Origin of the sequence: Streptomyces sp. NPDC059906 (assembly GCF_042730645.1) — a bacterium.
GTDB classification, from domain to species: Bacteria; Actinomycetota; Actinomycetes; order Streptomycetales; family Streptomycetaceae; genus Streptomyces; species Streptomyces rubrogriseus.
Genome location: NZ_JBHWKU010000023.1, coordinates 109,576 through 134,079, shown reverse-complemented (window position 1 = coordinate 134,079; position 24,504 = coordinate 109,576). Strand labels below are relative to the sequence as shown.

15 protein-coding genes and 1 pseudogene are annotated in these 24,504 nt (G+C 68.8%); 6 read left to right on the top strand and 10 right to left on the bottom strand.

Annotation, left to right across the window (positions count from 1 at the left end):
- Positions 1–62: 62 nt before the first annotated feature.
- Both ACFV9J_RS29145 and dxs read right to left on the bottom strand, forming a co-directional pair.
- Positions 63–1,574 carry an amino acid permease gene (locus ACFV9J_RS29145; RefSeq protein ID WP_385358887.1) on the bottom strand — a complete coding sequence of 504 codons (1,512 nt, stop codon included), beginning with the start codon at positions 1,572–1,574 and terminating at the stop codon, positions 63–65.
- A 166-nt stretch (positions 1,575–1,740) separates the two neighbouring features.
- Complete coding sequence (dxs, locus tag ACFV9J_RS29140; RefSeq protein WP_385358884.1) at positions 1,741–3,669, bottom strand: 1-deoxy-D-xylulose-5-phosphate synthase; 1,929 nt, start codon at positions 3,667–3,669, stop codon at positions 1,741–1,743.
- Positions 3,670–4,037: 368 nt separating this feature from the next.
- Between dxs and ACFV9J_RS29135 the strand changes: the two genes are divergently transcribed.
- On the top strand, positions 4,038–5,561 hold the full coding sequence (locus ACFV9J_RS29135) for a glycosyl hydrolase family 18 protein (RefSeq protein WP_385358881.1): 1,524 nt from the start codon (positions 4,038–4,040) through the stop codon (positions 5,559–5,561).
- Between the two features lie 104 nt (positions 5,562–5,665).
- On the opposite strand, the gene ACFV9J_RS29130 is transcribed toward ACFV9J_RS29135, so the two are convergent.
- The 7 genes from ACFV9J_RS29130 to ngcE all read right to left on the bottom strand — a co-directional run bounded on the left by ACFV9J_RS29130 (position 5,666) and on the right by ngcE (position 13,974).
- Positions 5,666–6,958, bottom strand: a complete 1,293-nt coding sequence (locus ACFV9J_RS29130; RefSeq protein WP_385358879.1) for a sugar ABC transporter permease — start codon at positions 6,956–6,958, stop codon at positions 5,666–5,668.
- Positions 6,955–7,746 carry an ATP-binding cassette domain-containing protein gene (locus tag ACFV9J_RS29125; RefSeq protein WP_328563281.1) on the bottom strand — a complete coding sequence of 264 codons (792 nt, stop codon included), beginning with the start codon at positions 7,744–7,746 and terminating at the stop codon, positions 6,955–6,957. The genes ACFV9J_RS29130 and ACFV9J_RS29125 overlap by 4 nt, the downstream gene beginning before the upstream one ends.
- A 159-nt stretch (positions 7,747–7,905) precedes the next feature.
- Positions 7,906–9,009, bottom strand: a complete 1,104-nt coding sequence (locus ACFV9J_RS29120) for a sugar ABC transporter substrate-binding protein (RefSeq protein WP_385358897.1) — start codon at positions 9,007–9,009, stop codon at positions 7,906–7,908.
- A gap of 133 nt (positions 9,010–9,142) precedes the next feature.
- Positions 9,143–10,354: an ROK family protein gene (locus tag ACFV9J_RS29115; protein ID WP_385358878.1), complete on the bottom strand. Its 1,212-nt coding sequence runs from the start codon at positions 10,352–10,354 to the stop codon at positions 9,143–9,145.
- Positions 10,355–10,587: 233 nt separating this feature from the next.
- Positions 10,588–11,496 carry a carbohydrate ABC transporter permease gene (locus ACFV9J_RS29110; protein ID WP_385358875.1) on the bottom strand — a complete coding sequence of 303 codons (909 nt, stop codon included), beginning with the start codon at positions 11,494–11,496 and terminating at the stop codon, positions 10,588–10,590.
- Entirely contained in the window at positions 11,493–12,554 is a 1,062-nt protein-coding gene (locus ACFV9J_RS29105) for a carbohydrate ABC transporter permease (RefSeq protein ID WP_385358873.1), read from the bottom strand. Before ACFV9J_RS29105 ends, ACFV9J_RS29110 begins: the two co-directional genes overlap by 4 nt.
- 7 nt (positions 12,555–12,561) lie before the next feature.
- Positions 12,562–13,974, bottom strand: a complete 1,413-nt coding sequence (gene ngcE / locus ACFV9J_RS29100) for an N-acetylglucosamine/diacetylchitobiose ABC transporter substrate-binding protein (protein WP_385358871.1) — start codon at positions 13,972–13,974, stop codon at positions 12,562–12,564.
- A gap of 570 nt (positions 13,975–14,544) precedes the next feature.
- Here ngcE and ACFV9J_RS29095 point away from each other — a divergent pair.
- The 3 genes and pseudogenes from ACFV9J_RS29095 to ACFV9J_RS29085 form a co-directional block, all read left to right on the top strand.
- Positions 14,545–18,351: a GH92 family glycosyl hydrolase gene (locus ACFV9J_RS29095; RefSeq protein WP_385358868.1), complete on the top strand. Its 3,807-nt coding sequence runs from the start codon at positions 14,545–14,547 to the stop codon at positions 18,349–18,351.
- Between the two features lie 206 nt (positions 18,352–18,557).
- On the top strand, positions 18,558–19,088 hold the full coding sequence (locus tag ACFV9J_RS29090) for a hypothetical protein (RefSeq protein WP_385358865.1): 531 nt from the start codon (positions 18,558–18,560) through the stop codon (positions 19,086–19,088).
- 156 nt (positions 19,089–19,244) lie between these two features.
- A pseudogene (locus ACFV9J_RS29085) lies at positions 19,245–19,469 on the top strand (transposase); the annotation flags it as partial.
- A gap of 64 nt (positions 19,470–19,533) precedes the next feature.
- Here the strand turns inward: ACFV9J_RS29085 and acnA are convergent.
- Positions 19,534–22,251 carry an aconitate hydratase AcnA gene (acnA, locus tag ACFV9J_RS29080; protein ID WP_385358862.1) on the bottom strand — a complete coding sequence of 906 codons (2,718 nt, stop codon included), beginning with the start codon at positions 22,249–22,251 and terminating at the stop codon, positions 19,534–19,536.
- A gap of 305 nt (positions 22,252–22,556) precedes the next feature.
- On the opposite strand from acnA, the gene ACFV9J_RS29075 reads away from it, so the two are divergent.
- Entirely contained in the window at positions 22,557–22,754 is a 198-nt protein-coding gene (locus ACFV9J_RS29075; protein ID WP_087806664.1) for a DUF4236 domain-containing protein, read from the top strand.
- An 86-nt stretch (positions 22,755–22,840) separates the two neighbouring features.
- Positions 22,841–24,370: a UDP-N-acetylglucosamine 1-carboxyvinyltransferase gene (locus ACFV9J_RS29070; protein ID WP_109029773.1), complete on the top strand. Its 1,530-nt coding sequence runs from the start codon at positions 22,841–22,843 to the stop codon at positions 24,368–24,370.
- Positions 24,371–24,504: the final 134 nt, after the last annotated feature.

The following is a 24,504-nucleotide window of genomic DNA, read 5'->3' as shown; positions in this document are numbered from 1 at the left end:
GCGCTGGTGCGGGGCCTCGGCGCGACGAACCCGGTGGGGCTGCCGTGACCAACCCGGCGGGGCTACGTGCCGGACGGCTCGGACGGGTCGGCCGGGGTCTCCTCGCCGCGGGCCAGGCGGCTGTGGGTGCGGCCGTAGAGGAAGTACACGACGAAGCCGATCGCCATCCAGATCGCGAACCGGACCCAGGTCTCGGCGGGCAGGTTCAGCATCAGCCACAGCGAGGCCGCCACGGACACGATGGGCAGCAGCGGGACCAGCGGGGTACGGAAGGCGCGGGGCAGGTCGGGCCGGGTCCTGCGCAGGATGATCACGCTGAACGCGACGACGACGAAGGCGAAGAGCGTGCCGATGTTCACCAGCTCGGCCAGCTCGCTGAGGCTGGTGAACCCGGCGACGATCGCGATGATCACGCCGAGCAGGATGGTCGGCCGGTAGGGGGTGCGGAACTTCGGGTGGACGTGGGAGAAGAAGCGCGGCAGCAGGCCGTCGCGGCTCATCGCGAAGAACACGCGGGTCTGGCCCAGCAGCAGGATCATGCAGACCGTGGTCAGGCCGACGGCCGCGCCGAAGCTGATCACCCCGGAGAAGAAGGGATGCCCCGTGGCCTTGAAGGCGTCGGCGAGCGGGGCGTCCACGGAGAGCTCGGTGTAGTGCTGCATGCCGGTGACGACGATCGAGACGCCGACGTACAGCAGGGTGCAGATGATCAGGGAGCCGAGGATGCCGCGGGGCATGTCGCGCTGCGGGTTCCTGGTCTCCTCGGCGGCGGTGGCGACGATGTCGAAGCCGATGAAGGCGAAGAAGACGACCGAGGCGGCCGTGAAGATGCCCATCACGCCGAAGTTGGACGGGGCCCAGCCGAACATCAGCTGGATCAGTGGTGAGTGCAGTCCCCCGCCCGCCTCGACGGGCTGCGACTTCGGAATGAAGGGGTCGTAGTTGGCGCTCTTGACGAAGAAGGCGCCCGCGATGATCACGATGAGGACGACGGCCACCTTGATGGCGACGACGAGCGAGGTGATCCGCGCCGACAGCTTCATGCCGAGGACGAGGATGGCGGTGAGCACCAGCACCAGGGCGGCGGCGAGGATGTCGAAGCCGAAGCCCTCCGCGCCGTCCCGTCCGCCCAGCTCGGCGGGCATGTGCCAGCCCGCGTTGTCCATCAGCGAGCGGATGTAGCCCGACCAGCCGACGGCCACCACCGCCGTGCCCAGCGCGAACTCCAGGACCAGGTCCCAGCCGATGATCCAGGCGGGCAGTTCGCCCAGGGAGGCGTAGGAGAAGGTGTACGCGGAGCCGGCCACCGGGACGGTGGAGGCGAACTCGGCGTAGCACAGCGCGGCGAGCGCGCAGACGACGCCGGCGACCACGAACGCCAGTGCCGTGGCGGGCCCGGCGTTGTCCTTGGCGACGGTGCCGGTGAGTACGAAGATGCCGGTGCCGATGACGACGCCGATACCGAAGACGGTCAGGTCCAGCGCCGACAGGGACTTCTTGAGCGCGTGCTCCGGTTCCTCCGTGTCACGGATGGACTGCTCGATCTTCTTCGTCCTGAACAGGGTGTTGCTCACGGGGACCTCCCACGCTTGTCGTCCTCGACATGATCGAGAGGGGGCGTACTGCGTATGCCCCGGCGTGGGCGATTTCACGCGGATGGGCCGGTTCCACCACTGCAACGAGTGGTGGAACCGGCCCATTCGGCGCAGTGCCGGGTTGCGGGTCCCGCGGTGCGCGGGGTCAGTCGCGCGCGGCCTCCACCTGGTCCACCTCGGCGCCCGTGCGGTCGTACCGGCCGTCGAGCCTGGCGACCAGGCCGGTGACCTGGCGCGCGATGTCGGGCGCGGTGAGCCCGATCTCGGCGAGGACCTCGGCGCGGGAGGCGTGGTCGAGGAAGCGCGGCGGGATGCCGAAGTCGCGCAGCGGTACGTCGACGCCGGCGTCGCGCAGGGCCTGGGCGACGGCGGAGCCGACGCCGCCGACGCGGGAGTTGTCCTCGACGGTGACGACCACGCGGTGGCGCTCGGCGAGCGGGGCCATGGCCTCGTCGACGGGCTTGACCCAGCGCGGGTCGACCACGGTGGTGGAGATGCCCTGCTTGTCCAGCAGGTCGGCGACCTCCAGGCACATCGGCGCGAGGGCGCCGACGGAGACCAGGAGGACGTCGGGCGTGTCGGTGCCGGGGGCGCGCAGGACGTCCATGCCGCCGACGCGGCCGACGGCGGGGACGGCGGGGCCGACGGCGCCCTTGGAGAAGCGGACCACGGTCGGCGCGTCGTCCACCGCGACGGCCTCGCGCAGCTGGGCGCGGACCTGGTCGGCGTCGCGCGGGGCGGCGAGCCTGAGGCCGGGGACGACCTGGAGGATCGACATGTCCCACATGCCGTTGTGGGAGGCGCCGTCGGTGCCGGTGACTCCGGCGCGGTCCAGCACGAAGGTGACGCCGCACTTGTGCAGGGCCACGTCCATCAGCACCTGGTCGAAGGCGCGGTTGAGGAAGGTGGCGTAGACGGCGAAGACCGGGTGGACGCCGCCGTGCGCGAGGCCGGCCGCGGAGACCGCGCCGTGCTGCTCGGCGATGCCGACGTCGTAGACGCGGTCGGGGAAGGCCTTGGCGAACTTGTCGAGGCCGACCGGCTGGAGCATGGCGGCCGTGATGGCGACCACGTCCTCGCGCTCCTTGCCGAGCTTGAGCATCTCCTCGCCGAAGACGCTGGTCCAGTCGGCGCCGGAGGTGGAGATGGGCAGGCCGGTGTCGGGGTGGATCTTGCCGACGGCGTGGAAGCGGTCGGCCTCGTCCGCCAGGGCGGGCTGGTAGCCGCGGCCCTTCTCGGTGAGGCAGTGCACGATCACCGGGCCGCCGAAGCGCTTGGCGCGGGTGAGGGCGGACTCCAGGGCCTCCAGGTCGTGGCCGTCGATGGGGCCGACGTACTTGAGACCGAGGTCCTCGAACATGCCCTGCGGGGCGATGAAGTCCTTCAGGCCCTTCTTGGCGCCGTGCAGGGTGTCGTAGAGGGGCCGCCCGACGACCGGGGTGCGCTCCAGGACCTCCTTGGTGCGGGCCAGGAAGCGCTCGTAGCCGTCGGTGGTGCGCAGGGTCGCCAGGTGGTTGGCGAGGCCGCCGATGGTGGGGGCGTAGGAGCGCTCGTTGTCGTTGACGACGATGACCAGGGGGCGGTCCTTGGCGGCGGCGATGTTGTTCAGCGCCTCCCAGGCCATGCCGCCGGTCAGGGCGCCGTCGCCGATGACGGCGACGACGTGGTCGTCGCGCTCCATGACCTGGTTGGCCTTGGCGATGCCGTCGGCCCAGCCGAGGACCGTGGAGGCGTGGCTGTTCTCGATGACGTCGTGCTCGGACTCGGCCTGTGCGGGGTAGCCGGACAGGCCGCCCTTCATCTTCAGCCGGGAGAAGTCCTGGCGGCCGGTGAGCAGCTTGTGCACGTAGGACTGGTGGCCCGTGTCCCAGAGCACCTTGTCCTTCGGCGATTCGAAGACCCGGTGCAGAGCGAGGGTGAGTTCCACCACGCCGAGGTTGGGGCCGAGGTGGCCGCCGGTCTTGGACACGGCGTCGACGAGGAAGGTACGGATCTCCTCGGCCAGCTGAGTCAGCTCTTCCAGGCTGAGCCGGTCCAGATCGCGCGGTCCCGTGATGCGGGTCAGCAGCGGCACCCGTGCCTCCTTGCAGTAGAGCTGTTGCCGGGCTCGTCGAGTCTAATGTTCCGCTCCGGCGGAACGTGTCCGGGCGGTGCGTCGTACGTCACGCGTTCGGCCCTACCCATGGGCGGGCCGTTCTACCTCTTCCCGGCCCGCGCCCTCGGGCACCCCGGCGTCCGGCTTGGGGACACCTTTACCCGGGTGGTCCAGTCCACGGGGCGCACGGTGTGCAGGCCGGGTGGCGCCCGGCCCCGCGAATTGGTCTAGTCCCATTCTGGTCCAGACCATTGCGTCCCCGGTCGCTCCGGCGATATCCCCGTACCCGGCAACACCCCGGCACAGCACCGGAATCGACGTTCCACCCCACACACACCGGGACTGACATGAGACGCATGCGTTCCATCCGGGCGGCCCTCACCGCGGCCGCCACCACCGTGGCCGCGGTGGGCCTCGCCCTGTCCGGCACCGGCGCGGCCCAGGCGGCGACCCCGCTGCCGGACCGGGTCTTCGCGCCGTACTTCGAGGCCTGGACCGGCGAGAGCCCGGCCGCGCTGGCCGCCCAGTCGGGTGCCAAGCACCTCACCATGGCCTTCCTCCAGACGGCGACCCCGGGTTCCTGCACGCCGTACTGGAACGGCGACACGTCGATGCCGATCGCCCAGTCGACCTTCGGCGCCGACTTCGACACCATCCAGGCGAACGGGGGCGACGTCATCCCGTCGTTCGGCGGCTACACGGCCGACACCACCGGCACCGAGATCGCCGACAGCTGCACCGACGTCCAGCAGATCGCCGCGGCCTACGAGAAGGTCATCACGACCTACGACGTCTCCCGGCTCGACATGGACATCGAGATCGACGCGCTGGACAACACCGCGGGCATCGACCGCCGCAACAAGGCCATCAAGCTGGTCCAGGACTGGGCCGCCGACAACGGCCGCGACATCGAGATCTCCTACACCCTGCCCACCACCACCCGCGGCCTGGCGAGCAACGGCGTCGCCCTGCTCGAGAACGCCGTGGCGAACGGCACCAAGGTCGACGTCGTGAACCTCATGACGTTCGACTACTACGACAACCAGCCCCACGACATGGCCCGGGACACCCAGACGGCGACCCAGGGTCTGCACGACGTGCTGGCCCGGCTCTACCCGGACAGGTCCTCGGCGGAGCTGTGGCACATGATCGGCGTCATCGAGATGATCGGCGTCGACGACTTCGGACCGGCGGAGACCTTCACCCTGGACAACGCCCGCACGGTCTACGACTGGGCCCTGGACCAGGGCATCAACACCCTCTCCTTCTGGGCGCTCCAGCGGGACAACGGGAGCTGCGCGGGCGGCGGCGCGGCCGACAACTGCTCGGGCATCCAGCAGAACACCTGGGACTTCTCGCACATCTTCGCGCCGTTCACCGGCGGCAGCACGGCCCCGGAGAACGACTTCTCCCTCTCCGCCACCCCGGCCTCCGGCACGGTGACCGCGGGCGCCTCGGCCACCACCACGGTGAAGACCGTGGTGAAGACCGGCGACGCGGAGACGGTGCAGCTCAGGGCGAGCGGGGTCCCGGCGGGCGTCACCGCGTCCTTCAGTCCCGCCTCGGTCACGGCGGGCGGGCAGTCGACGCTCACCCTCGCCACCACCGACCAGGCCGTCTCGGGCACGTACTCCGTCACGGTCACCGGCACGACCCCGTCCGGCAGCCACAGCACCACGTACGCGCTGACCGTCACCGGCGGCAACGGCAGCCAGTGCACGGCCGCCCCGTGGAACTCGGGCGCGATCTACACCGGCGGGCAGCAGGTCTCCCACGAGGGGCACACCTGGAAGGCCAAGTGGTGGACGACCGGCGAGGAGCCCGGGACCACCGGCCAGTGGGGCGTCTGGCAGGACCTCGGCGCCTGCTGAGAACGGCACGGCGCTCCCCCCGACGGCGCGGAAAGCGGTCCGCCCGCCGGCCCAGGGCTCAGCTGGGCGGGCGGGCGGACCGTCGTCGGCCGTGCGGCGGCCTGCTAGGCGCGGCCGGCCGTCTTCTGCGTCTTGCGGGTGATCGCGTCGATGACCACGGTCGCCAGCAGTACGCCACCGGTGATCATGTACTGGACCGGCGAGGCGATGCCCTCCAGGGCGAGGCCGTACTGGATAGAGACGATGACCATCACACCGAGCAGCGCGTCCCAGGTGCGGCCGCGGCCGCCGAACAGGGACGTGCCGCCGATCACGGCCGCGGCGATGACGTTCATCAGGAACTCACCGGTGCCCGCGCCCTGGTTGGCGGCGGCGATCTTCGAGGCCACGAAGAGGCCGCCTATCGCGGCGAAGCCGCCGGCGATCGCGAAGACCGAGATCCGGACCAGCTCCACGTTGATGCCGGCGCGGCGGGACGCCTCGACGCTGCCACCGAGGGCGAAGATCTTGCGACCGTAGGCGGTGCGGCGCAGGACGAAGTCCGTGAGCAGCAGGAACGCCAGGAAGATCACCACGGCCAGCGGCAGGCCCTTGTACTGGTTGAAGACGATCGCCACGACGAACGCCAGGATCGCCAGCAGCACCGTGCGCACGATGATCTCGCTCAGCGGCCGGGAGGGCACCCCGGCGGCCTGGCGGCGCCGGTTGTCGAAGAACGCGCTGAGGAAGTACCCCGCGGTCACGACGATCGCCAGGCCGTAGGCGGCGGCCACGTCGCTGAAGTAGTAGCTGGTCATCTTGACGACGATGCCCTCGGAGTCGAGGTTGATCGTGCCGTTGCTGCCCAGGATCTGCAGCATGAAGCCCTGCCAGAACAGCAGTCCGGCCAGCGTCACGGCGAAGGCCGGCACGCCGATGCGGGCGAAGACGAAGCCGTGGATGGCACCGGCCGCGGTGCCGGTGAGGACGGACAGCAGCAGGGCGAGCCACTCGTTCATCCCGTGCGTGACGCTCAGCACCGCGAAGGTGGCGCCCGCGACACCGCTGACCGAGCCGACCGACAGGTCGATCTCGCCGAGCAGCAGGACGAAGACGATACCGACGGCGATCATGCCGGTGCCGACCATGGCGACCGACATGTCGGAGAAGTTGCCGGCCGTGAGGAAGTTGGAGTTCAGGCTGGTGAAGATGGCCCAGATGATCAGCAGACCGACGACGACCGGGATGGACCCGAGGTCACCGGCCTTCATCTTCCGCTTGAACTCGCTCAGGTAGCCCGCGAAGCCCTGCTCGCGCACCAGCAGCCGCGGGTCGACCGCGGCGGCCGCGCCGGCGGCCGCGGCGGGGTTCTCCACCGCGTGGTCCTCGGCGGGGGTGGAGGTCTTGTCGATGCTCACTTCTTGATCTCCCCATTGGTGCGCGCCGCACGACGGGTCACGGCGTTCTCCGTGGCGCCCGTGATGGCGGAGATGATCTCTTCCTGCGAGGTCGACTTGACCTCGAAGACGCCGTTGTTGCGCCCGAGGCGCAGGACGGCGACCTTGTCGGCGACCGCCTTGACGTCAGCCATGTTGTGGCTGATGAGGATGACGGCGTGGCCGCGTTCACGCAGCCGCTCCACGAGGTCGAGGACCTGCGCGGTCTGCTCGACGCCGAGGGCGGCGGTGGGCTCGTCGAGGATGACCAGCTTGGGCTCGCCGAGCATGGACCGGGCGATCGCCACCACCTGGCGCTGACCGCCGGAGAGCGAGGCGATCGGGATGCGGACGCTCGGGATGCGGATGGACAGCGTGTCGAGGAGCTCGCGGGAGCGGCGCTCCATCTCCACCTCGTCCAGGACGCCGCGCCTGCGGAGCTCCCGGCCCAGGTAGAGGTTGCCGACGACGTCGATGTTGTCGCACAGCGCGAGGTCCTGGTAGACGGTCGCGATGCCGAGGCTCTGGGCGTCGTGCGGCCTGTTGATCGAGACGGACCTGCCGTCCCACTCGATGGCGCCCTCATCGATGGGGTGCACGCCGGCGATCGTCTTGACCAGCGTGGACTTTCCGGCGCCGTTGTCGCCCACCAGGGCGACCACCTCACCGGCGTGGACCTCAAGCTCTACGTCGGTGAGCGCCTGGACGGCACCGAATCGCTTGGAGACTCCGCGCAACGCCAGCACGGGCGTAGCGGACACGTGAACCATCTCCTTCGCCGCCTGACCCGGCGGGAGGTTGTGCAGAAGTGATTGGGGGGTGTTCCGTCCGGCGCCCCGCCTAGCTTGCGGGGCTGATGAGTGCGGGGCGCCGGAGGAGCTGGGGCGGCCGGTCCCGGACGGCTCAGCCGGCCCGGGACGCGGATCCGCTTACTTGAGGCCGATCTTGTCGCAGGCGGCCTTGTACTTGTCCGTGCAGATCTCGTCGATCGTGTAGAAGCCGTCCTTGATGACGGTCTCCTTGATGTTGTCCTTGGTCAGCGAGACGACCGGGACGATGACCGCGGGGACGCCCTTGGTGGTGGCGCTGTCGACCTTGTCGTTGGCGATGGAGTCGAGCGACTCGCCCTTCGCCAGCGCGACGGCCATCTCGGCCGCGGTCTCGGCCTCCTTCGGGTAGGACTTGAAGACGCTCATGTACTGCTCACCGGTGACGATGCGCTGCACGCCCGCGAGTTCCGCGTCCTGGCCGGTGACCGGGATGTCCGCGATGCCGGCCCGCTTCAGGGCGGTGATGGAACCGCCCGCCATGCCGTCGTTGGCGGAGTAGACGCCGTCGATGTTGTCCTTGCCGAGCGCGGAGATGGCCGCCTGCATGTTGGCGTTGGCGTTCTCCGGCTTCCACTCCTTGGTGTCGTACTCGCGGCCGATCTTCACCTTGCCGTCGAGGACGGAGTGGGCGCCCTCCTTGAACTGGGCGGCGTTCGGGTCGGTGGAGGACCCGTTCATCATGACGATCTGGCTGTCCTTGGCCTTGTCGCCCAGCGCCTTCAGGAGCGCCTCGCCCTGCGTCTTGCCGACGGTGACGTTGTCGAACGAGGTGTAGGCGTCGATCGGGCCCTCGGCCAGGCGGTCGAAGGCGACGACCTTGATACCGGCGTCGTGGGCCTTCTTCACCGAACCCGCGATGGCCTTGTAGTCCACCGCGTCGACGATCATCACGTCGACCTTGTTGGTGATCATCGTGTCGACCTGCTGGTTCTGCAGGCTGGCGTCCTGCTTGGCGTTGGCGTAGACGACCTCGCCCTTGTTGTTCGTGAGCTCCTTGACCTTCTTCTCGATCATGGGCTTGTCGAACTTCTCGTACCGCGCGGTCTGGTTCTCGGGAAGGAGCAGACCGACCTTGATGTCGTCGCCCTTCTTCGCCGCCGAGTCGGACGAGTCGCTGCCGCCGTCGGACTCCTTGGCGCTGCCACAGGCGGCGAGCGAGACGGCCATCGCGGTGGTGGCAACGGCAACGGCGGCACGACGCATACGCGTGTTCACTTCACAAACCTCCCTGACGAGGCCGCGTCGTTGCGGCCGAGGTGGCTGGAAGTCAACTCGGCCGCACGTGCGACGTCAAGAAGTAAATCCTTAACGAGATGACAACGGTGCCATCCGTGCTCTAAGTGAAGGCAGGCGTGGCCGCCGGCAGAGCGCCGGTCGCAGACCCGTCCAAGAGCGTCGAATCGCCCATCTCGCTGAGGGCGAGGGCGAGGGCCCCGAGCACCTCCGCACGGCCGCCAAGGGCCCCGGGGAGCACGGAGAGTTGCCGCGCCGCGCTGGGGATGGCGTAACGCCCGACGGACTCTCTTATCGGCCCGAGCACCAGCTCGCCGGCCTCGGCGAGATCGCCGCCGAGGACGACGCGGCTCGGGTTGAGCAGGTTGCAGAGGTTGGCGACTCCACTGCCGATGTGGCGGCCGACGTCGGCGATCACCCGACGGCAACCGGGGTCACCGTCCCGCGCCAGCCGCACGACGCCCTCCATCGTCAGATCGGTGCCGTGGCTGGGCTGGAGGAGCGGAAGCACATAGCGTGCTGCGGCGAAGGTCTCCAGGCAACCCCGGTTTCCGCACCGGCAGACGGGACCGGCCTCATCCAGGGTGATATGCCCGATTTCGCCCGCTGTGCCGCCCGGTCCGCGATAGATCTTCCCGTTGATCACCAGCCCGGCGCCGACACCGCTGGCGACCTTGATGTACGCCAGGTCCCGCACCCCCCGGCCGCTGCCCCAGACCAGCTCGCCCAGGGCACCGAGGTTGGCGTCGTTGTCCACGTGCACCGGCACGCCGAGCCGCCCCCGCAGCTCCTCGGCGGGCCGGATGCCGCCCCAGCCGGGCAGGATGGCGGTCGAGCCCAGCGTCCCGGACTCCACGTCGATCGGGCCCGGCACGCCCAGGCCCACCCCGGCGATCTTGGCCCGGTCCACGCCGGTGGCCGCGATCAGCCGGCTGACCAGCTGTTCCGCCCGGTCGAAGCCCTGGTCCGAGGAGGCGTCGACGTCCAGCGGCTCGGACTCCTCGGCGAGCACCTGGTGGGCGAGGTTGCCGATGGCGACCCGCAGGTGGGTGTGGCCGAAGTCCACGCCGATGACGATGCCGGCGTCCCCGCTCAGCGAGACGCTGCGGGCCCGGCGGCCGCCCGCCGAGGTGGGCGTGACCTCGACGGTCCCGCCCTCCTTCAGTTCCCGGACGATGTTCGAGACCGTGGCCGCGGACAGGCCCGTCGTCCTCGCGATCTCCGCCTGCGTGAGCGAACCGGCGAGCCGTACCGCCCGTACGACGCGCTCCAGGTTGGCGCGGTGCAGCGACGACTGCGACCCGGGAGTCTCCATTGACTCTCACCCTCATCCCCTGGGTCCGCGTCACCCGGTGCGATGCGGACCTTGTACAAGTTATGAACCCCAAACTCCGCTGATTCGCCCAGTGGCGTCAAGCCCTTGAAAGAAATCGGTTCCAGGCCGTGTCCACGGCCGGCCGCGGGTGGTACGCCGCAGGGGTCCGTCCCCGGAGAGCTGTCTCTCCGGGGACGGACCCCTGCGCACGACGGGTGAAGCCGCGGTGGGCGTCAGCGGAAGGTGCCCTGCGACACCGAACCGGCGATCCGCCGCTGGAAGACGCAGTACACGAGGAGTACGGGCACCACCGTGACCACGATCGCCGCGAACAGCGCGCCGTAGTCGATGTCGTAGACCTGCGAGGACGCGTAGGCGGCCATGCCCTGAGTGAGGACCCACTTGTCCTGGTCGGTGTTGAGCGCCACCGGCAGCAGGAACTGGTTCCACAGGCCCAGGAAGTTGAAGATCGCCACCGCCGCCATGCCCGGACGGGCCATCGGCAGCATCACCTGGAAGAACGCCCGCCAGTCCCCGGCACCGTCGATCAGCGCGGCCTCGTACACGTCGTGCGGCAGCGACCGGAAGAACGAATAGAGGAAGAACATCGTGAACGGCAGCGCGAACGCGACATAGGTGAGGATCAGTCCGGGACGTGTGTTCAGCAGCCCGAAGTTCTGCAACTGGAAGAAGAGCGGAACGATCGCCAGGAAAACCGGGAAAGTCAGGCCGGCGAGCATCACGTAGTAGATCAGCCGGCGCCCGGGGAACTCGAACCGGGCGAGCACGTAGGCACACATCGCGCCGAGCAGCATCACCAGGATCAGGGCCGAGACCACGACGATCACGGAATTCAGGAAGTACTTCCCGATGTTCGCGTCGGTCCACGCGTTCGCGTAGTTCTCGAAGCGCCAGTGATCCGGCAGCGAGAACGGCGACGAAAGGATCTCGCCGGTCGATTTGAACGACGACATCAGCACCCACAGCATGGGCACGATCACGATCACGGACCACAGGATCAGCAGGGCGTGCGAGATCGCCGCGAATCTGCGGTCGCTGCTCGCGGCGGCCCTCGTCAGCCTGCGGTCGCTCGCCGGTTTCCGGTCACTGGCCGGCTTGCGGTCGGCGGCGATGACGCTCACCGGGCACCTCCCTTGGCTGCGGCACGCCGAGCCCTGGACCCAGGTGCTTTCCTCTTGCTCTCGCCCTCGCCGCCGCCCGTGAGGCGGTTGACGAGGAACACCAGCGCCGCGAACACGAGGGTGACGGCGGCGAGGACGACGCCCATCGCGGTGGCGTAGCCGAACTGCTGCTTGGCGAAAGCGACGTTGAACAGACGCTGGCTGATGGTCAGGGTCGAGTTGTCCGGGCCGCCGTTCGGCACCATCGCCTGGACGTAGACGAAGGCGTCGAGGGCGGCGATGCCCAGGTAGATGTACGCCGTCTGCACGCTGTCCCGGATCGCCGGCAGGGTGATCGAGATCGTGGTGCGGAACCGGCCGGCCCCGTCGATCTTCGCCGCCTCGTACAGCTCACCGGGAACGCCCTTGATCGCGGCGATGAAGAGCACCGCGTAGAATCCGACGAGCCCCCAGACGATGACGAACATCACGGCCGGCATCGCGGCGGCCTTCTCGCCCAGCCACGCGAACGACTCGAACCGGTCGAGGCCGAGGCCGGTGAGGACGCCGTTGAGCAGGCCGGCGTTCGGGTCGTACATCTGCGCCCAGATCAGACCGACGATGATCGCCGGCACGACGTAGGGGAAGAACGAGATGATCCGGTAGAACGACGCTCCCCGGATCCCTCGGACGGGGCCCTTGCTGGGCCCGCCCAGGGTGATGGCCACGGCGACCCCGAGGGCCAGCGTCAGCGTCACCAGCGGCACGAAGGCCGCGAGGAGTGCGACGTTGCGCAAGGCCTTCAGGAAGATGTCGTCCTGGAACATCTTCGTGAAGTTGTCGAGGCCGACGAAGTTGTAGTCCGGGCTGAAGCCGCGCCAGTCGGTCATCGCCCAGAAGATCGCCTGGCCGAACGGGATCAGAACGAAGATCACGAAGATGGCCAGCGGGACACCGAGGAACGCGAGGAAGAACGTCACCCGGTCGAACGTGAGCTTGCGGCGCCGTGGCCGCCCGCCGCGAGCGGCCGGCTCGGGCCGACGGCTCGCGGCGCCGGAGGTGGTGATGTTGTCTTTCATCGATGTACTAGCTGATCTTGATCTTGTCGATGGAGTCGTCGTCCCGGACCTTGTCGGAGATCTTCTGCAGGGCCGCGGTGAGGCCCTTGCGGTCGAGGTCACCGGAGAGGAACGAGTTCCACGGCACCAGCTGGTCGGTGTTCAGACCGTAGGCCTCGACGAACCTCCTCATGTCGTAGATGTTGTCGCCCGCGGCCTCGAGCATCGCCGTCTGGGAGACGAGGGCGGCCGATCCGAAGCCGTCGGCGGGCACGGTGCCCTTGACCACCGTCGGGGCCAGCTTCGTCTTGGCGAAGTTGGCGGCCGCCTTCTCGGACAGCATCGCCCGCAGCACTTCCTTGCCGCCTGCCGGGTTCTTGCCCTGCTTGGGCACGATGAACGGTTCGCCCGCCGCGGCGTGGAGCGACTCGTAGGGCAGCTTCGGCTTGTCCGTGAGCGTCATCTCCGGGAAGCCGGTCATCTGGAAGTCCTTCTTGGTGGCCTTCTTCATCTCGTTCTCGATCCAGCCACCGGACGGGTAGAGCAGCGCCTTCTGGTCGTTGCTCCAGATCGCCTGCGCCTTCTGGAACTGGGTGCCGGAGCCGCCGGGGACGAACATCTTCTCCTTGACCATGGTCTCCATGACCTTGAGGACCCCCTGGACGGCCGGATGCGACCAGGAGCCCTTCTCGAGGTTGCCGAGCGCGAGCCGGACCTCGTCACCGCCCTCCTTGATCGCCGAGGCGAACAGCATCGTCTGGTAGTAGGTCGCGGCTTCCTTGCCGTGGACGAAGAGGTACTTGCCCTTCTTCTTCGCCTGCTGGCCGAGGTCGAGCGCCTCGTCCCAGGTCTTCGGCGGGGTCCAGCCGTTCTCCTCGAAGAGCGTCTTCGAGTACCAGACGCCGTACACCGTCATCACGTACCGGAGCGCGACGAACTTGCCGTTGTACGTGCCGGGTTCCTTGACGCCGGGGTAGACGATGTCGGCGATCTTCTTGCCCTCGTAGGTGTTGGCCTCGAAGAGGTCGTCGAGCTCCTCCAGCTGGTCGAGGATGCCGAGGAAGCCGATCTGGTCCTCACCGGAGTTGTCGATGAGGTCCGGCGGGTTGCCGCCGACGAAGCGGGGCTGGAGCTGGGGGGCGATGTCGACGACCGGCTTGACCTCGACCTTGAGACCCTTCACCTGGCTGCCGAGCACCTGGTTGGTGTAGTCGACGTAGTCGGTGCCATAGCCGCCGTCGAAGATGGCCGCTTCGACCGAGGAGTTCGCGGCGGCACCGAACGGGTTGTTGGCGCTCTTCTCGCCCTTCGGGCCGCCGCCGCCGTCGCCGTCCTCGCTGGAGGGAGAGCTGCACGCGACCGCGAACGAGCCCATCGCCGCGGTGGCGATGGCCCCGCGCAGAAGCGTCCGCCTGTCAAGAGAGCCGGCACGAATGGTCATCTTTGCATCCTCACTGATCGATTGGTTCTGTCCGGGTGTGCTGCGTGTGCGGCGTTGTCGCCGTCGTCTCGGAGCCGCGGTGCGGCGCCGATAATCAGCCGAGCGATGCCGGCACAACAGTCGCCGGGGCGGGAGCGGCGGTCGCGCTCCGCCTGATCAGATCGTGATGGCCCACGCCGGTGGTGGATCCCATGCTCAAGTCCTCGCCTTCTCCAGGACTCAGGCGGTGAACCGGATCCTCCCCGGCACCGCGTTCGGGTCAAGCTGGGTCGTGCAGGAAATGCGGCCGTACAAGGTCGGGTGCGGTGAAGATGCCCCGGAGTGCCGACAGGTATAGTCCACTTTCACTTGGCGGAGCAAGATCGAATGCAAGGTTCACGGTACGTCTTTTCCGAGTTGAGACCTCCCGGAAATATGAGTGGCCTGTGCACCGCATGCCGGGGGAATCCCTGCCATAAGCCCCGAACGCCACATCCAACACCCTTGACATCACATGCCACTTGACCCCTACTGGTCCTTGCGCAGTTGATTTGACAACGTTGTCCCACGCGCAGGGAGGGTGGCCAGGACATGCAGTACAGAGTTCGGCACAGATGGGGTCCGGCGGTCGTCATGACGACCGCCTTCGCCTTGGCGGTGGGTTCACAGGGAGCGGCGGTCGCACTGCCGGACGCCCCCGCCAGGGCCGACCGGGAGTTCGCGTCGTCCTTCGAAGCGGACGACCCGGTTCCGGACTGGACCGACACCGTGGACACCGACCGGGACGGCGGCAAGCGGGCCTCCGGTGTGGACGGCGGGTACAGCACCGGCATACCCGGCAACGTCACGGAGCACGTCACCGGCGTGCGCGCGAGCGCCGAGAACACGGGCGGCCGGGAGGTGAAGGAGAACCTCGTCGACAACGAGCCGGCCACCAAGTGGCTCACCTTCGCGCCGACCGGCTGGGTCGAGTTCGACCTCGACGCACCGACGAAGATCGCCAAGTACGCGCTCACCTCGGCCAACGACCACGAAGAGCGCGATCCGCTGGACTGGACGCTGAAGGGCTCGGCGGACGGCGAGACCTGGCAGACGCTGGACACCCGCTCCGGGGAGCACTTCGACGGGCGCTTCCAGACCAAGACCTACGAACTCGCCGAGAGCGCCGAGTACCAGCACTTCCGGCTGGAGATCACCAAGAACAACGGGGCCGGTGACGCGCTCCAGCTCGCCGACGTGCAGCTGGCCACCAGCGACACCGAGGTCCCCACACCCGAGGACATGCTCTCCTTCGTCGACGAGGGCCCGGTGGGCTCGCCGACCGCGAAGGCGAACGCCGGGTTCACCGGCAAGCACGCGCTGCGCTACGCGGGCCGGCACACCGCGGACGGCCGGGGCTACTCGTACAACAAGGTCTTCGACGTGAACGTCAAGGTCGACCGGCGCAGCGAGCTGTCCTACAAGATCTTCCCGTCGATGGCCGACGGCGACCTCGACTACGACGCCACGAACGTCTCCGTCGACCTCGCCTTCACCGACGGCACCTACCTGAGCGACCTCAAGGCCACCGACCAGCACGGGTTCCCGCTGACGCCGCGCGGTCAGGGCGACGCCAAGATCCTCTACGTGAACCAGTGGAACAGCGTGAAGTCCGGGATCGGTTCGGTCGCGGCCGGCAAGACCGTCGACCGCATCCTGATCGCGTACGACTCCCCCAAGGGCCCGGCGAAGTTCCGCGGCTGGCTGGACGACGTGGCGATCGAGCGGGCCAGGCCCGAGCGTCCCAAGGCCCACCTGTCCGACTACGCGCTCACCACCCGCGGCACCAACTCCAGCGGCAGCTTCTCGCGCGGCAACAACTTCCCCGCGACCGCCGTGCCGCACGGCTTCAACTTCTGGACGCCGGTGACCAACGCCGGTTCGCTCAGCTGGATCTACGAGTACGCCAGCGGCAACAACGACGACAACCTGCCCACCGTGCAGGCGTTCTCCGCGAGCCACGAGCCGAGCCCGTGGATGGGTGACCGGCAGACCTTCCAGGTGATGCCCTCGGCCGCCTCCGGCACCCCGGACACCGGCCGGGACGCCCGCGAGCTGGCCTTCCGGCACGAGAACGAGACCGCCCGGCCGTACTACTACGGCGTGCGGTTCGAGAACGGCGTCAAGGCCGAGATGACGCCGACCGACCACGCGGCGATGATGCGCTTCACCTACCCCGGTGACGACGCGAGCGTCATCTTCGACAACGTCAACGACCAGGCCGGCCTGACCCTGGACAAGGAGAACGGCACCTTCACCGGCTACTCGGACGTCAAGTCCGGCGGCTCCGCCGGTGCCACCCGCCTCTTCGTCTACGGCGAGTTCGACAGCTTGGTCACCGGCGGCGACTCCAGCGGCGTCAAGGGCCACCTGCGCTTCGACGCCGGCCGGGACCACTCCGTGACGATGCGCATCGCCACCTCGCTGATCAGCGTGGACCAGGCGAAGGACAACCTGCGCCAGGAGATCCCGAAGCGGGCCTCCTTCGACAAGGTCAAGCGGGACGCCCGGAAGCAGTGGGACCGGATCCTCGGCAAGGTCGAGGTCGAGGGCGCCACGCAGGACCAGCTGACCACGCTGTACTCCGGCCTCTACCGGCTGTACCTGTACCCGAACGCGGGACACGAGAAGGTCGACGGGACGTACAAGTACGCCTCCCCGTTCTCCAAGGCGGTCAAGGAGAACACGCCGACCGAGACCGGCGCCAAGATCGTGGACGGCAAGGTCTACGTCAACAACGGCTTCTGGGACACGTACCGGACCGCCTGGCCCGCGTACTCCTTCCTCACCCCGTCCCAGGCCGGTGAGCTGGTCGACGGCTTCGTGCAGCAGTACAAGGACGGCGGCTGGACCTCGCGCTGGTCCTCCCCCGGCTACGCGGACCTGATGACCGGCACCTCCTCCGACGTGGCCTTCGCCGACGCCTACGTCAAGGGCGTCGACTTCGACGCGAAGGCGGCGTACGACGCGGCGGTCAAGAACGCCACCGTGGTGCCGCCGTCCTCCGGCGTGGGCCGCAAGGGCATGGAGACCTCGCCGTTCCTCGGCTACGCGGGCACCGAGACGCACGAGGGCCTGTCCTGGTCGCTTGAGGGCTACCTCAACGACTACGGCATCGCGAAGATGGGCGAGAAGCTCTACAAGGAGACCGGCGAGAAGCGGTACAAGGAGGAGTCCGCGTACTTCCTCAACCGCGCCCAGGACTACGTCAACCTCTTCGACTCGAAGGCGGGCTTCTTCCAGGGCAAGGACAACAAGGGCAACTGGCGCGTGGACTCCGAGAAGTACGACCCGCGCGTGTGGGGCTACGACTACACCGAGACCAACGGCTGGGGCTACGCCTTCACCGCCCCGCAGGACAGCCGGGGCCTGGCCAACCTGTACGGCGGCCGGGACGGCCTCGGCGACAAGCTCGACGAGTACCTCTCCACCCCGGAGACGGCCTCCCCGGACCTGAAGGGCTCCTACAACGGCGTCATCCACGAGATGGTCGAGGCCCGGGACGTCCGCATGGGCATGTACGGGCACTCCAACCAGGTCGCCCACCACGCCCTGTACATGTACGACGCGGCCGGGCAGCCGTACAAGACGCAGAAGAACATCCGCGAGGTGCTCCAGCGGCTGTACACCGGCAGCGACATCGGCCAGGGCTACCACGGCGACGAGGACAACGGCGAGCAGTCGGCCTGGTTCCTCTTCTCCTCGCTCGGCTTCTACCCCCTGGTGATGGGCAGTGGCGAGTACGCCGTCGGGTCCCCGCTGTTCAAGAAGGCGACGGTGCACCTGGAGAACGGCCGCAAGCTGGTCGTCAAGGCGCCCAAGAACAGCACGAAGAACGTCTATGTGCAGGGCCTGAAGGTCAACGGCAAGCGCTGGAACTCCACTTCGCTCCCCCACTCGCTGATCGCGAAGGGCGGTGTCCTGGAGTTCGACATGGGCGCGAAGCCCTCCTCGTGGGGCACGGGCGAGAACGCGGCACCGCCGTCGATCACCAAGGACGACGACGTGCCGACCCCGCGCACCGACGCGATCACGGGCCAGGGCGCGCTGTTCGACAACACCTCGGCGACGGACGCGAGCGTGACATCGGTGGACCTGCCCGTGTCCGGCGAGGGCGCCAAGGCGGTCCAGTACACGCTCACCTCCTCGGCGGACCGCACCAAGGCCCCGGCCGGCTGGAAGCTCCAGGGCTCGGCCGACGGCACCACCTGGCGGACGCTGGACGAGCGCTCCGGCGAGTCCTTCGCCTGGGACCGGCAGACGCGGGCGTTCTCCGTGAAGTCGCCGGGCTCGTACGCCAAGTACCGCCTGGTGCTGGACGGCGCGCACACGCTGGCGGAGGTGGAACTGCTGGCGTAGTCGGCACACCCGGCCGACGAACGCACGAACGCACGAACGAACGGGCGGACGGGCGGACGGGCAGGCGGGCGGGCGGCGGGTTCGGGCTTCGGCCGGAATCCGCCGCCCGCTCGTCCGCCCCATTCCCCTGAGCCGGCGTATGCACCAGGATGAGCGGGCGCCGTCGGCGGCCGCCGGGGCGCGTCACGCATCGTCAGGGGGAGCACATGCGGACATCCATCGGCAAGCGCGTCACGGGCCTGGTCACGGGCGCACTGCTGGCGGCGGGGGCTCTCTTCGCGACCGCCGCGCCGGCCCAGGCCTACAGCCCGGACCCCGACGTCTCGACGTACTACCGCCAGACGAGCGGCTGCCCGTGCAGCGGCGGCAGCCTCGGCGACCCGTTCGACGGCACCTACTTCGCGCACGACGCGGGCGGCACGGCCGTCAAGATGGAGCTGAACGACGCGGGCTGGTTCATCGGCAAGGTCGAGTTCCACCCCGACGGCGAGAAGCTGTGGGTCTACGACACCAAGAACGACGGCGACGGGTTCTATGTGGCGATCGGCTACTCATGGGGCGGTTCCTACCACGACCTGGGCACGTACTCGGCGCCGGGCACCTCGGCCACCGTGGACATGACGGTCAAGAACTTCAGCATTCCGGACGGCGCGTACGTGGACCTCACGGTCTATGACGGTTCCGGCCGCTCCGACTACATCGCCGGCGCGCGCGGCACGGGCGGGGCGGTCGCCTGACGGCACGACCGACGCCATCGACCCGGCCTGGCTGCCGGACGAGGCGGCGTGCACCCGGTGATGGGCCAGATCGAGCGGGGTTACGCGGGCGGCTCGCTGTTCTGGTCCGAGCCGACGAGCGCGAAGTCGTCGGCCTCGTACGTGGCGAACCAGTTCAAGGGCTTCACATCCGGCGTCCTGCGCGAGGAGTTCCCGCACCTGAAGTCGCGGATGCCCACCCTGTGGTCGTCATCGTACTTCGCCACCTCCGTCGGCGCCGTGTCGGCGGCGACGGAGGAGAAGTACATCGTGGGGCTGCGCGGCACGGTGTGCGAGGCCGGGGAGGCGGTGCACATGCGGCGCCGGCTGGAGTGGCTGGCCGCCGTGGTGCCGGCGCCGTGACGCGGCGAGGGCCGCACCCCCGTTCCCGGGGATGCGACCCTCCACCTTCGTACGCCGTCGGCTGCTACTTGCGGATCAGGCTGCGCAGCACGTACTGCAGGATGCCGCCGTTGCGGTAGTAGTCCGCCTCGCCGGGAGTGTCGATGCGGACGACCGCGTCGAACTCGACGCCGGTGTCGGTGGTGACCTTCACCGTGCGCGGGGTGGTGCCCTCGTTCAGCTCGGTCACGCCGGAGACGGAGAAGGCCTCCTCGCCGGTCAGGCCGAGGGACTCGGCGGTCTGGCCCTCGGGGAACTGCAGCGGCAGGACGCCCATCCCGATGAGGTTCGAGCGGTGGATGCGCTCGTAGGACTCGGCGACGACGGCCTTGACGCCGAGCAGCGCGGTGCCCTTGGCGGCCCAGTCGCGGGACGAGCCGGAGCCGTACTCCTTGCCGGCCAGGACGACGAGCGGGATGTCCTGCTCGATGTAGTTGCGGGAGGCGTCGTAGATGAACGACACCGGCCCGTCGGCCTGGGTGAAGTCGCGGGTGTAGCCGCCCTCGGTGCCCGGCGCGATCTGGTTGCGCAGGCGGATGTTGGCGAAGGTGCCGCGGATCATGATCTCGTGGTTGCCGCGGCGCGAGCCGTAGCTGTTGAAGTCGCGGCGCTCGACGCCGTGCTCCGTGAGGTACTTGCCGGCCGGGGTGTCGGCCTTGATGGCGCCGGCGGGCGAGATGTGGTCCGTGGTCACCGAGTCGCCCAGCTTGGCCAGCACCCGGGCGCCGGAGATGTCCTCGACCGGGGCCGGCTCCATGCCCATGCCCTCGAAGTACGGGGGCTTGCGCACGTAGGTGGACTCGCCGTCCCACTCGAAGGTGTCGCCGGTCGGGATGGACAGCGCCTGCCACTGGGCGTCGCCCGCGAAGACGTCGCTGTAGGACTTGGAGAACATGTCCTCGCCGATGGCGTTGGCGACGACGTCGTTGACCTCGGCCTCGGAGGGCCAGATGTCCTTGAGGAAGACCGGGTTGCCGTCCTGGTCGGCGCCGAGGGAGTCCTTGGTGACGTCGACCTTCATCGAACCCGCGAGGGCGTAGGCGACGACCAGCGGCGGGGACGCCAGGTAGTTCATCTTGACGTCGGGGTTGATCCGGCCCTCGAAGTTGCGGTTGCCGGAGAGCACCGAGGTGACGGCGAGGTCGTGGTCGTTGACGGCCTTGGAGACCTCGTCCGGCAGCGGGCCGGAGTTGCCGATGCAGGTGGTGCAGCCGTAGCCGACCAGGTTGAAGCCAACCTTGTCGAGGTAGGGGGTCAGGCCCGCCTTCTCGAAGTAGTCGGTGACGACCTTGGAGCCCGGGGCGAGGGTGGTCTTGACCCACGGCTTGCGGGTCAGGCCCTTCTCGACCGCCTTCTTGGCCACCAGGGCGGCGGCGACCATGACGTACGGGTTGGAGGTGTTGGTGCAGGAGGTGATGGCCGCGACCGTCACCGCACCGTGGTCCAGCTCGTACGAGGTGCCGTCGGGGGCGGTCACGCGGACCGGGTTGGACGGGGCGCCGTTCGGGGTGACGGCCGGGGAGTCGGAGGCCGGGAAGGACTCCTTGCCCGCCTCGTCCACGACGTCCACGTAGTTGAGGACGTCCGACTTGAACTGCTGGGCGGCGTTGGCGAGGACGATGCGGTCCTGCGGGCGCTTCGGGCCGGCGATGGAGGGGACGACCGTGGAGAGGTCCAGCTCCAGCTTCTCGGAGAAGTCCGGCTCGGCCTGCGGGTCCAGCCAGAGGCCCTGCTCCTTGGCGTACGCCTCGACCAGCGCGACCTGCTGCTGGGAGCGGCCGGTCAGGCGCATGTAGTTCAGCGTCTCGTCGTCGACCGGGAAGATCGCGGCGGTGGAGCCGAACTCCGGCGACATGTTGCCGATGGTGGCGCGGTTGGCGAGGCTGGTGGCGGCCACGCCCTCGCCGTAGAACTCGACGAACTTGCCGACCACGCCGTGCTTGCGCAGCATCTCGGTGATCGTGAGCACCAGGTCGGTGGCGGTGGTGCCGGGGGTCAGCTCGCCGGTGAGCTTGAAGCCGACGACGCGCGGGATGAGCATGGAGACCGGCTGGCCGAGCATCGCGGCCTCGGCCTCGATGCCGCCGACGCCCCAGCCGAGGACGCCGAGGCCGTTGACCATGGTGGTGTGCGAGTCGGTGCCGACCAGCGTGTCGGGGTAGGCCTTGCCGTCACGGGTCATGACGACGCGGGCCAGGTGCTCGATGTTCACCTGGTGGACGATGCCGGTGCCCGGGGGGACGACCTTGAAGTCGTCGAAGGCGGTCTGGCCCCAGCGCAGGAACTGGTAGCGCTCCTTGTTGCGGCCGTACTCCAGGTCGACGTTCTGCTGGAAGGCGTCGTTGGTGCCGAACTTGTCCGCGATGACGGAGTGGTCGATGACCATCTCGGCCGGGGAGAGCGGGTTGATCTTGTTCGGGTCGCCGCCCAGCTCCTTGACGGCCTCACGCATGGTGGCGAGGTCGACGACACAGGGCACGCCGGTGAAGTCCTGCATGATCACGCGGGCCGGCGTGAACTGGATCTCCTGCGACGGCTGGGCCTGCGAGTCCCAGCCGCCGAGGGCGCGGATGTGGTCGGCGGTGATGTTCGCGCCGTCCTCGGTGCGGAGCAGGTTCTCCAGCAGCACCTTCAGGCTGTAGGGAAGGCGCGCGGAGCCCTCGACCTTGTCCAGCCGGAAGATCTCGTACGACTCGTCGCCCACCTGCAGTGTGCTGCGGGCGTCGAAGCTGTTCGCCGACACGACAGTCTCCTTCATTCATGTGCGCGTACCACCGCATCCTGCCGCCACGCCCTCCTGGCCGATCCGCTAAGGTAAGGCTAAGTTAGGTAACCCTTACCGTCGGATCGACAGCGGCGTGTGGCTGCGGCACGCCTCGGCAGATATCTCGATGTCGAGATAACTCTAGTACATGGGGGCGGTCCGGTCATGTCCGGGCGCCGTGTGGCGTGCGCCCCACTCCGGGTGACCCGTGCGGCCATCACTAAGCCGAACGGGGGTATCCGATGCACGCCGGACCGACCCGGCACGACACGGAAGGGGGCACGATGCCGCTCACGTTCCGCAAGAGTTTCCGGATCCTCCCCGGAGTGCGGCTGAACATCAACAAACGCTCGTGGTCCATCACGACCGGAGGCCGCAGCGGCCCGCGCCACACCCGCAGCAGCACCGGACGTCGTACGACATCGATGGATTTGCCGGGACCTTTCGGCTGGCGTCGCACCACGACGAGCCGACGCCGCTGAGCCGTCACCGGGGGTTCCTTGACGCCGCGTCACCCGAACGGACCCCCCGAGAGGTGCCATCTCATATCTGAGATAGCCTCAACCTCATGGCAGACGACTACCTCGTACGCATCGGCAGGCTCATCCGTGACGCCCGGCAGCACCGCGGCTGGACGCAGTCACAGCTCGCGGAGGCGCTCAACACCAGCCAGAGCGCCGTCAACCGCATCGAACGCGGCAACCAGAACATCAGCCTTGAGATGATCGCCCGGATCGGCGAAGCGCTGGACAGCGAGATCGTCTCCCTGGGCTACGCGGGTCCGATGCACCTGCGCGTGGTCGGCGGCCGTCGCCTGTCCGGCGCCATCGACGTCAAGACCAGCAAGAACGCCTGCGTGGCCCTGCTGTGCGCCTCGCTGCTCAACAAGGGGCGCACGGTGCTGCGCCGGGTCGCCCGCATCGAGGAGGTCTACCGCCTCCTGGAGGTGCTCAACTCCATCGGCGTGCGCACCCGCTGGATCAACGACGGCACCGACCTGGAGATCGTGCCGCCGGCCGAGCTGGACATGGAGGCCATCGACGCCGAGGCGGCCGTCCGCACCCGCTCCATCATCATGTTCCTCGGCCCGCTGCTGCACCGCATGGAGCGCTTCCGGCTGCCCTACGCCGGCGGCTGCGACCTCGGCACCCGGACCATCGAGCCGCACATGATCGCGCTGCGCCGGTTCGGCCTGGACGTCGCGGCGACCGAGGGCCACTACCACGCGGTGGTCGACCGCACGGTGCGCCCGGACCGCCCCATCGTCCTGACCGAACGCGGCGACACGGTCACGGAGAACGCGCTGCTGGCCGCCGCGCGCCACGACGGCGTCACCGTCATCCGCAACGCCTCGTCCAACTACATGGTCCAGGACCTCTGCTTCTTCCTGGAGGCCCTGGGCGTCCGCGTGGAAGGCATCGGCACCACCACCCTCACCGTCCACGGCATGCCGGTCATCGACGCCGACGTGGACTACTCCCCCTCCGAGGACCCGGTAGAGGCGATGAGCCTGCTGGCCGCCGCCGTGGTCACGGAGTCGGAACTGACGGTGCGCCGGGTCCCGATCGAGTTCCTGGAGATCGAGCTGGCGGTCCTGGAGGAGATGGGCCTCGACCACGACCGCACCCCGGAGTACTTCGCCGACAACGGCCGCACCCGCCTGGTGGACCTGACGGTGCGCCCCTCCAAGCTGGAGGCGCCCATCGACAAGATCCACCCGATGCCCTTCCCGGGCCTGAACATCGACAACGTCCCCTTCTTCGCGGCCATCGCCGCCTCCGCCCAGGGCCAGACCCTCATCCACGACTGGGTCTACGACAACCGCGCCATCTACCTCACCGACCTGAACCGCCTCGGCGGCCGCCTCCAGCTCCTGGACCCCCACCGCGTCCTGGTCGAGGGCCCGACCCGCTGGCGCGCCGCCGAGATGATGTGCCCGCCCGCCCTGCGCCCCGCCGTGGTCGTCCTCCTGGCGATGATGGCCGCCGAGGGCACGTCGGTACTGCGCAACGTGTACGTCATCAACCGCGGTTACGAGGACCTCGCGGAGCGGCTGAACTCGATCGGGGCGCAGATCGAGATCTTCCGGGACATCTGAAAGGGACCGCTCCGGGACGCTCGGGGTGCGACGCAGGCGGGGGCCGGGGGGCGGGTTTTGCCCCCCGCCCCCCCCCGCGGGCCGGGGCCCCCCCCCCCCCCAACCACCCCCAGCGCCCCGCCCCCCCCCGGGCC

Coding starts and splice junctions, on each gene's coding strand:
- ACFV9J_RS29125 (WP_328563281.1), bottom strand. CDS start 7,746: ATGGTTCACGTGTCCGCTACGCCCGTGCTGGCGTTGCGCGGAGTCTCC.
- ACFV9J_RS29075 (WP_087806664.1), top strand. CDS start 22,557: ATGCCGCTCACGTTCCGCAAGAGTTTCCGGATCCTCCCCGGAGTGCGG.
- ACFV9J_RS29120 (WP_385358897.1), bottom strand. CDS start 9,009: ATGCGTCGTGCCGCCGTTGCCGTTGCCACCACCGCGATGGCCGTCTCG.
- ACFV9J_RS29115 (WP_385358878.1), bottom strand. CDS start 10,354: ATGGAGACTCCCGGGTCGCAGTCGTCGCTGCACCGCGCCAACCTGGAG.
- ACFV9J_RS29090 (WP_385358865.1), top strand. CDS start 18,558: ATGCGGACATCCATCGGCAAGCGCGTCACGGGCCTGGTCACGGGCGCA.
- ACFV9J_RS29105 (WP_385358873.1), bottom strand. CDS start 12,554: ATGAAAGACAACATCACCACCTCCGGCGCCGCGAGCCGTCGGCCCGAG.
- ACFV9J_RS29070 (WP_109029773.1), top strand. CDS start 22,841: ATGGCAGACGACTACCTCGTACGCATCGGCAGGCTCATCCGTGACGCC.
- ACFV9J_RS29135 (WP_385358881.1), top strand. CDS start 4,038: ATGAGACGCATGCGTTCCATCCGGGCGGCCCTCACCGCGGCCGCCACC.
- ngcE (WP_385358871.1), bottom strand. CDS start 13,974: ATGACCATTCGTGCCGGCTCTCTTGACAGGCGGACGCTTCTGCGCGGG.
- ACFV9J_RS29095 (WP_385358868.1), top strand. CDS start 14,545: ATGCAGTACAGAGTTCGGCACAGATGGGGTCCGGCGGTCGTCATGACG.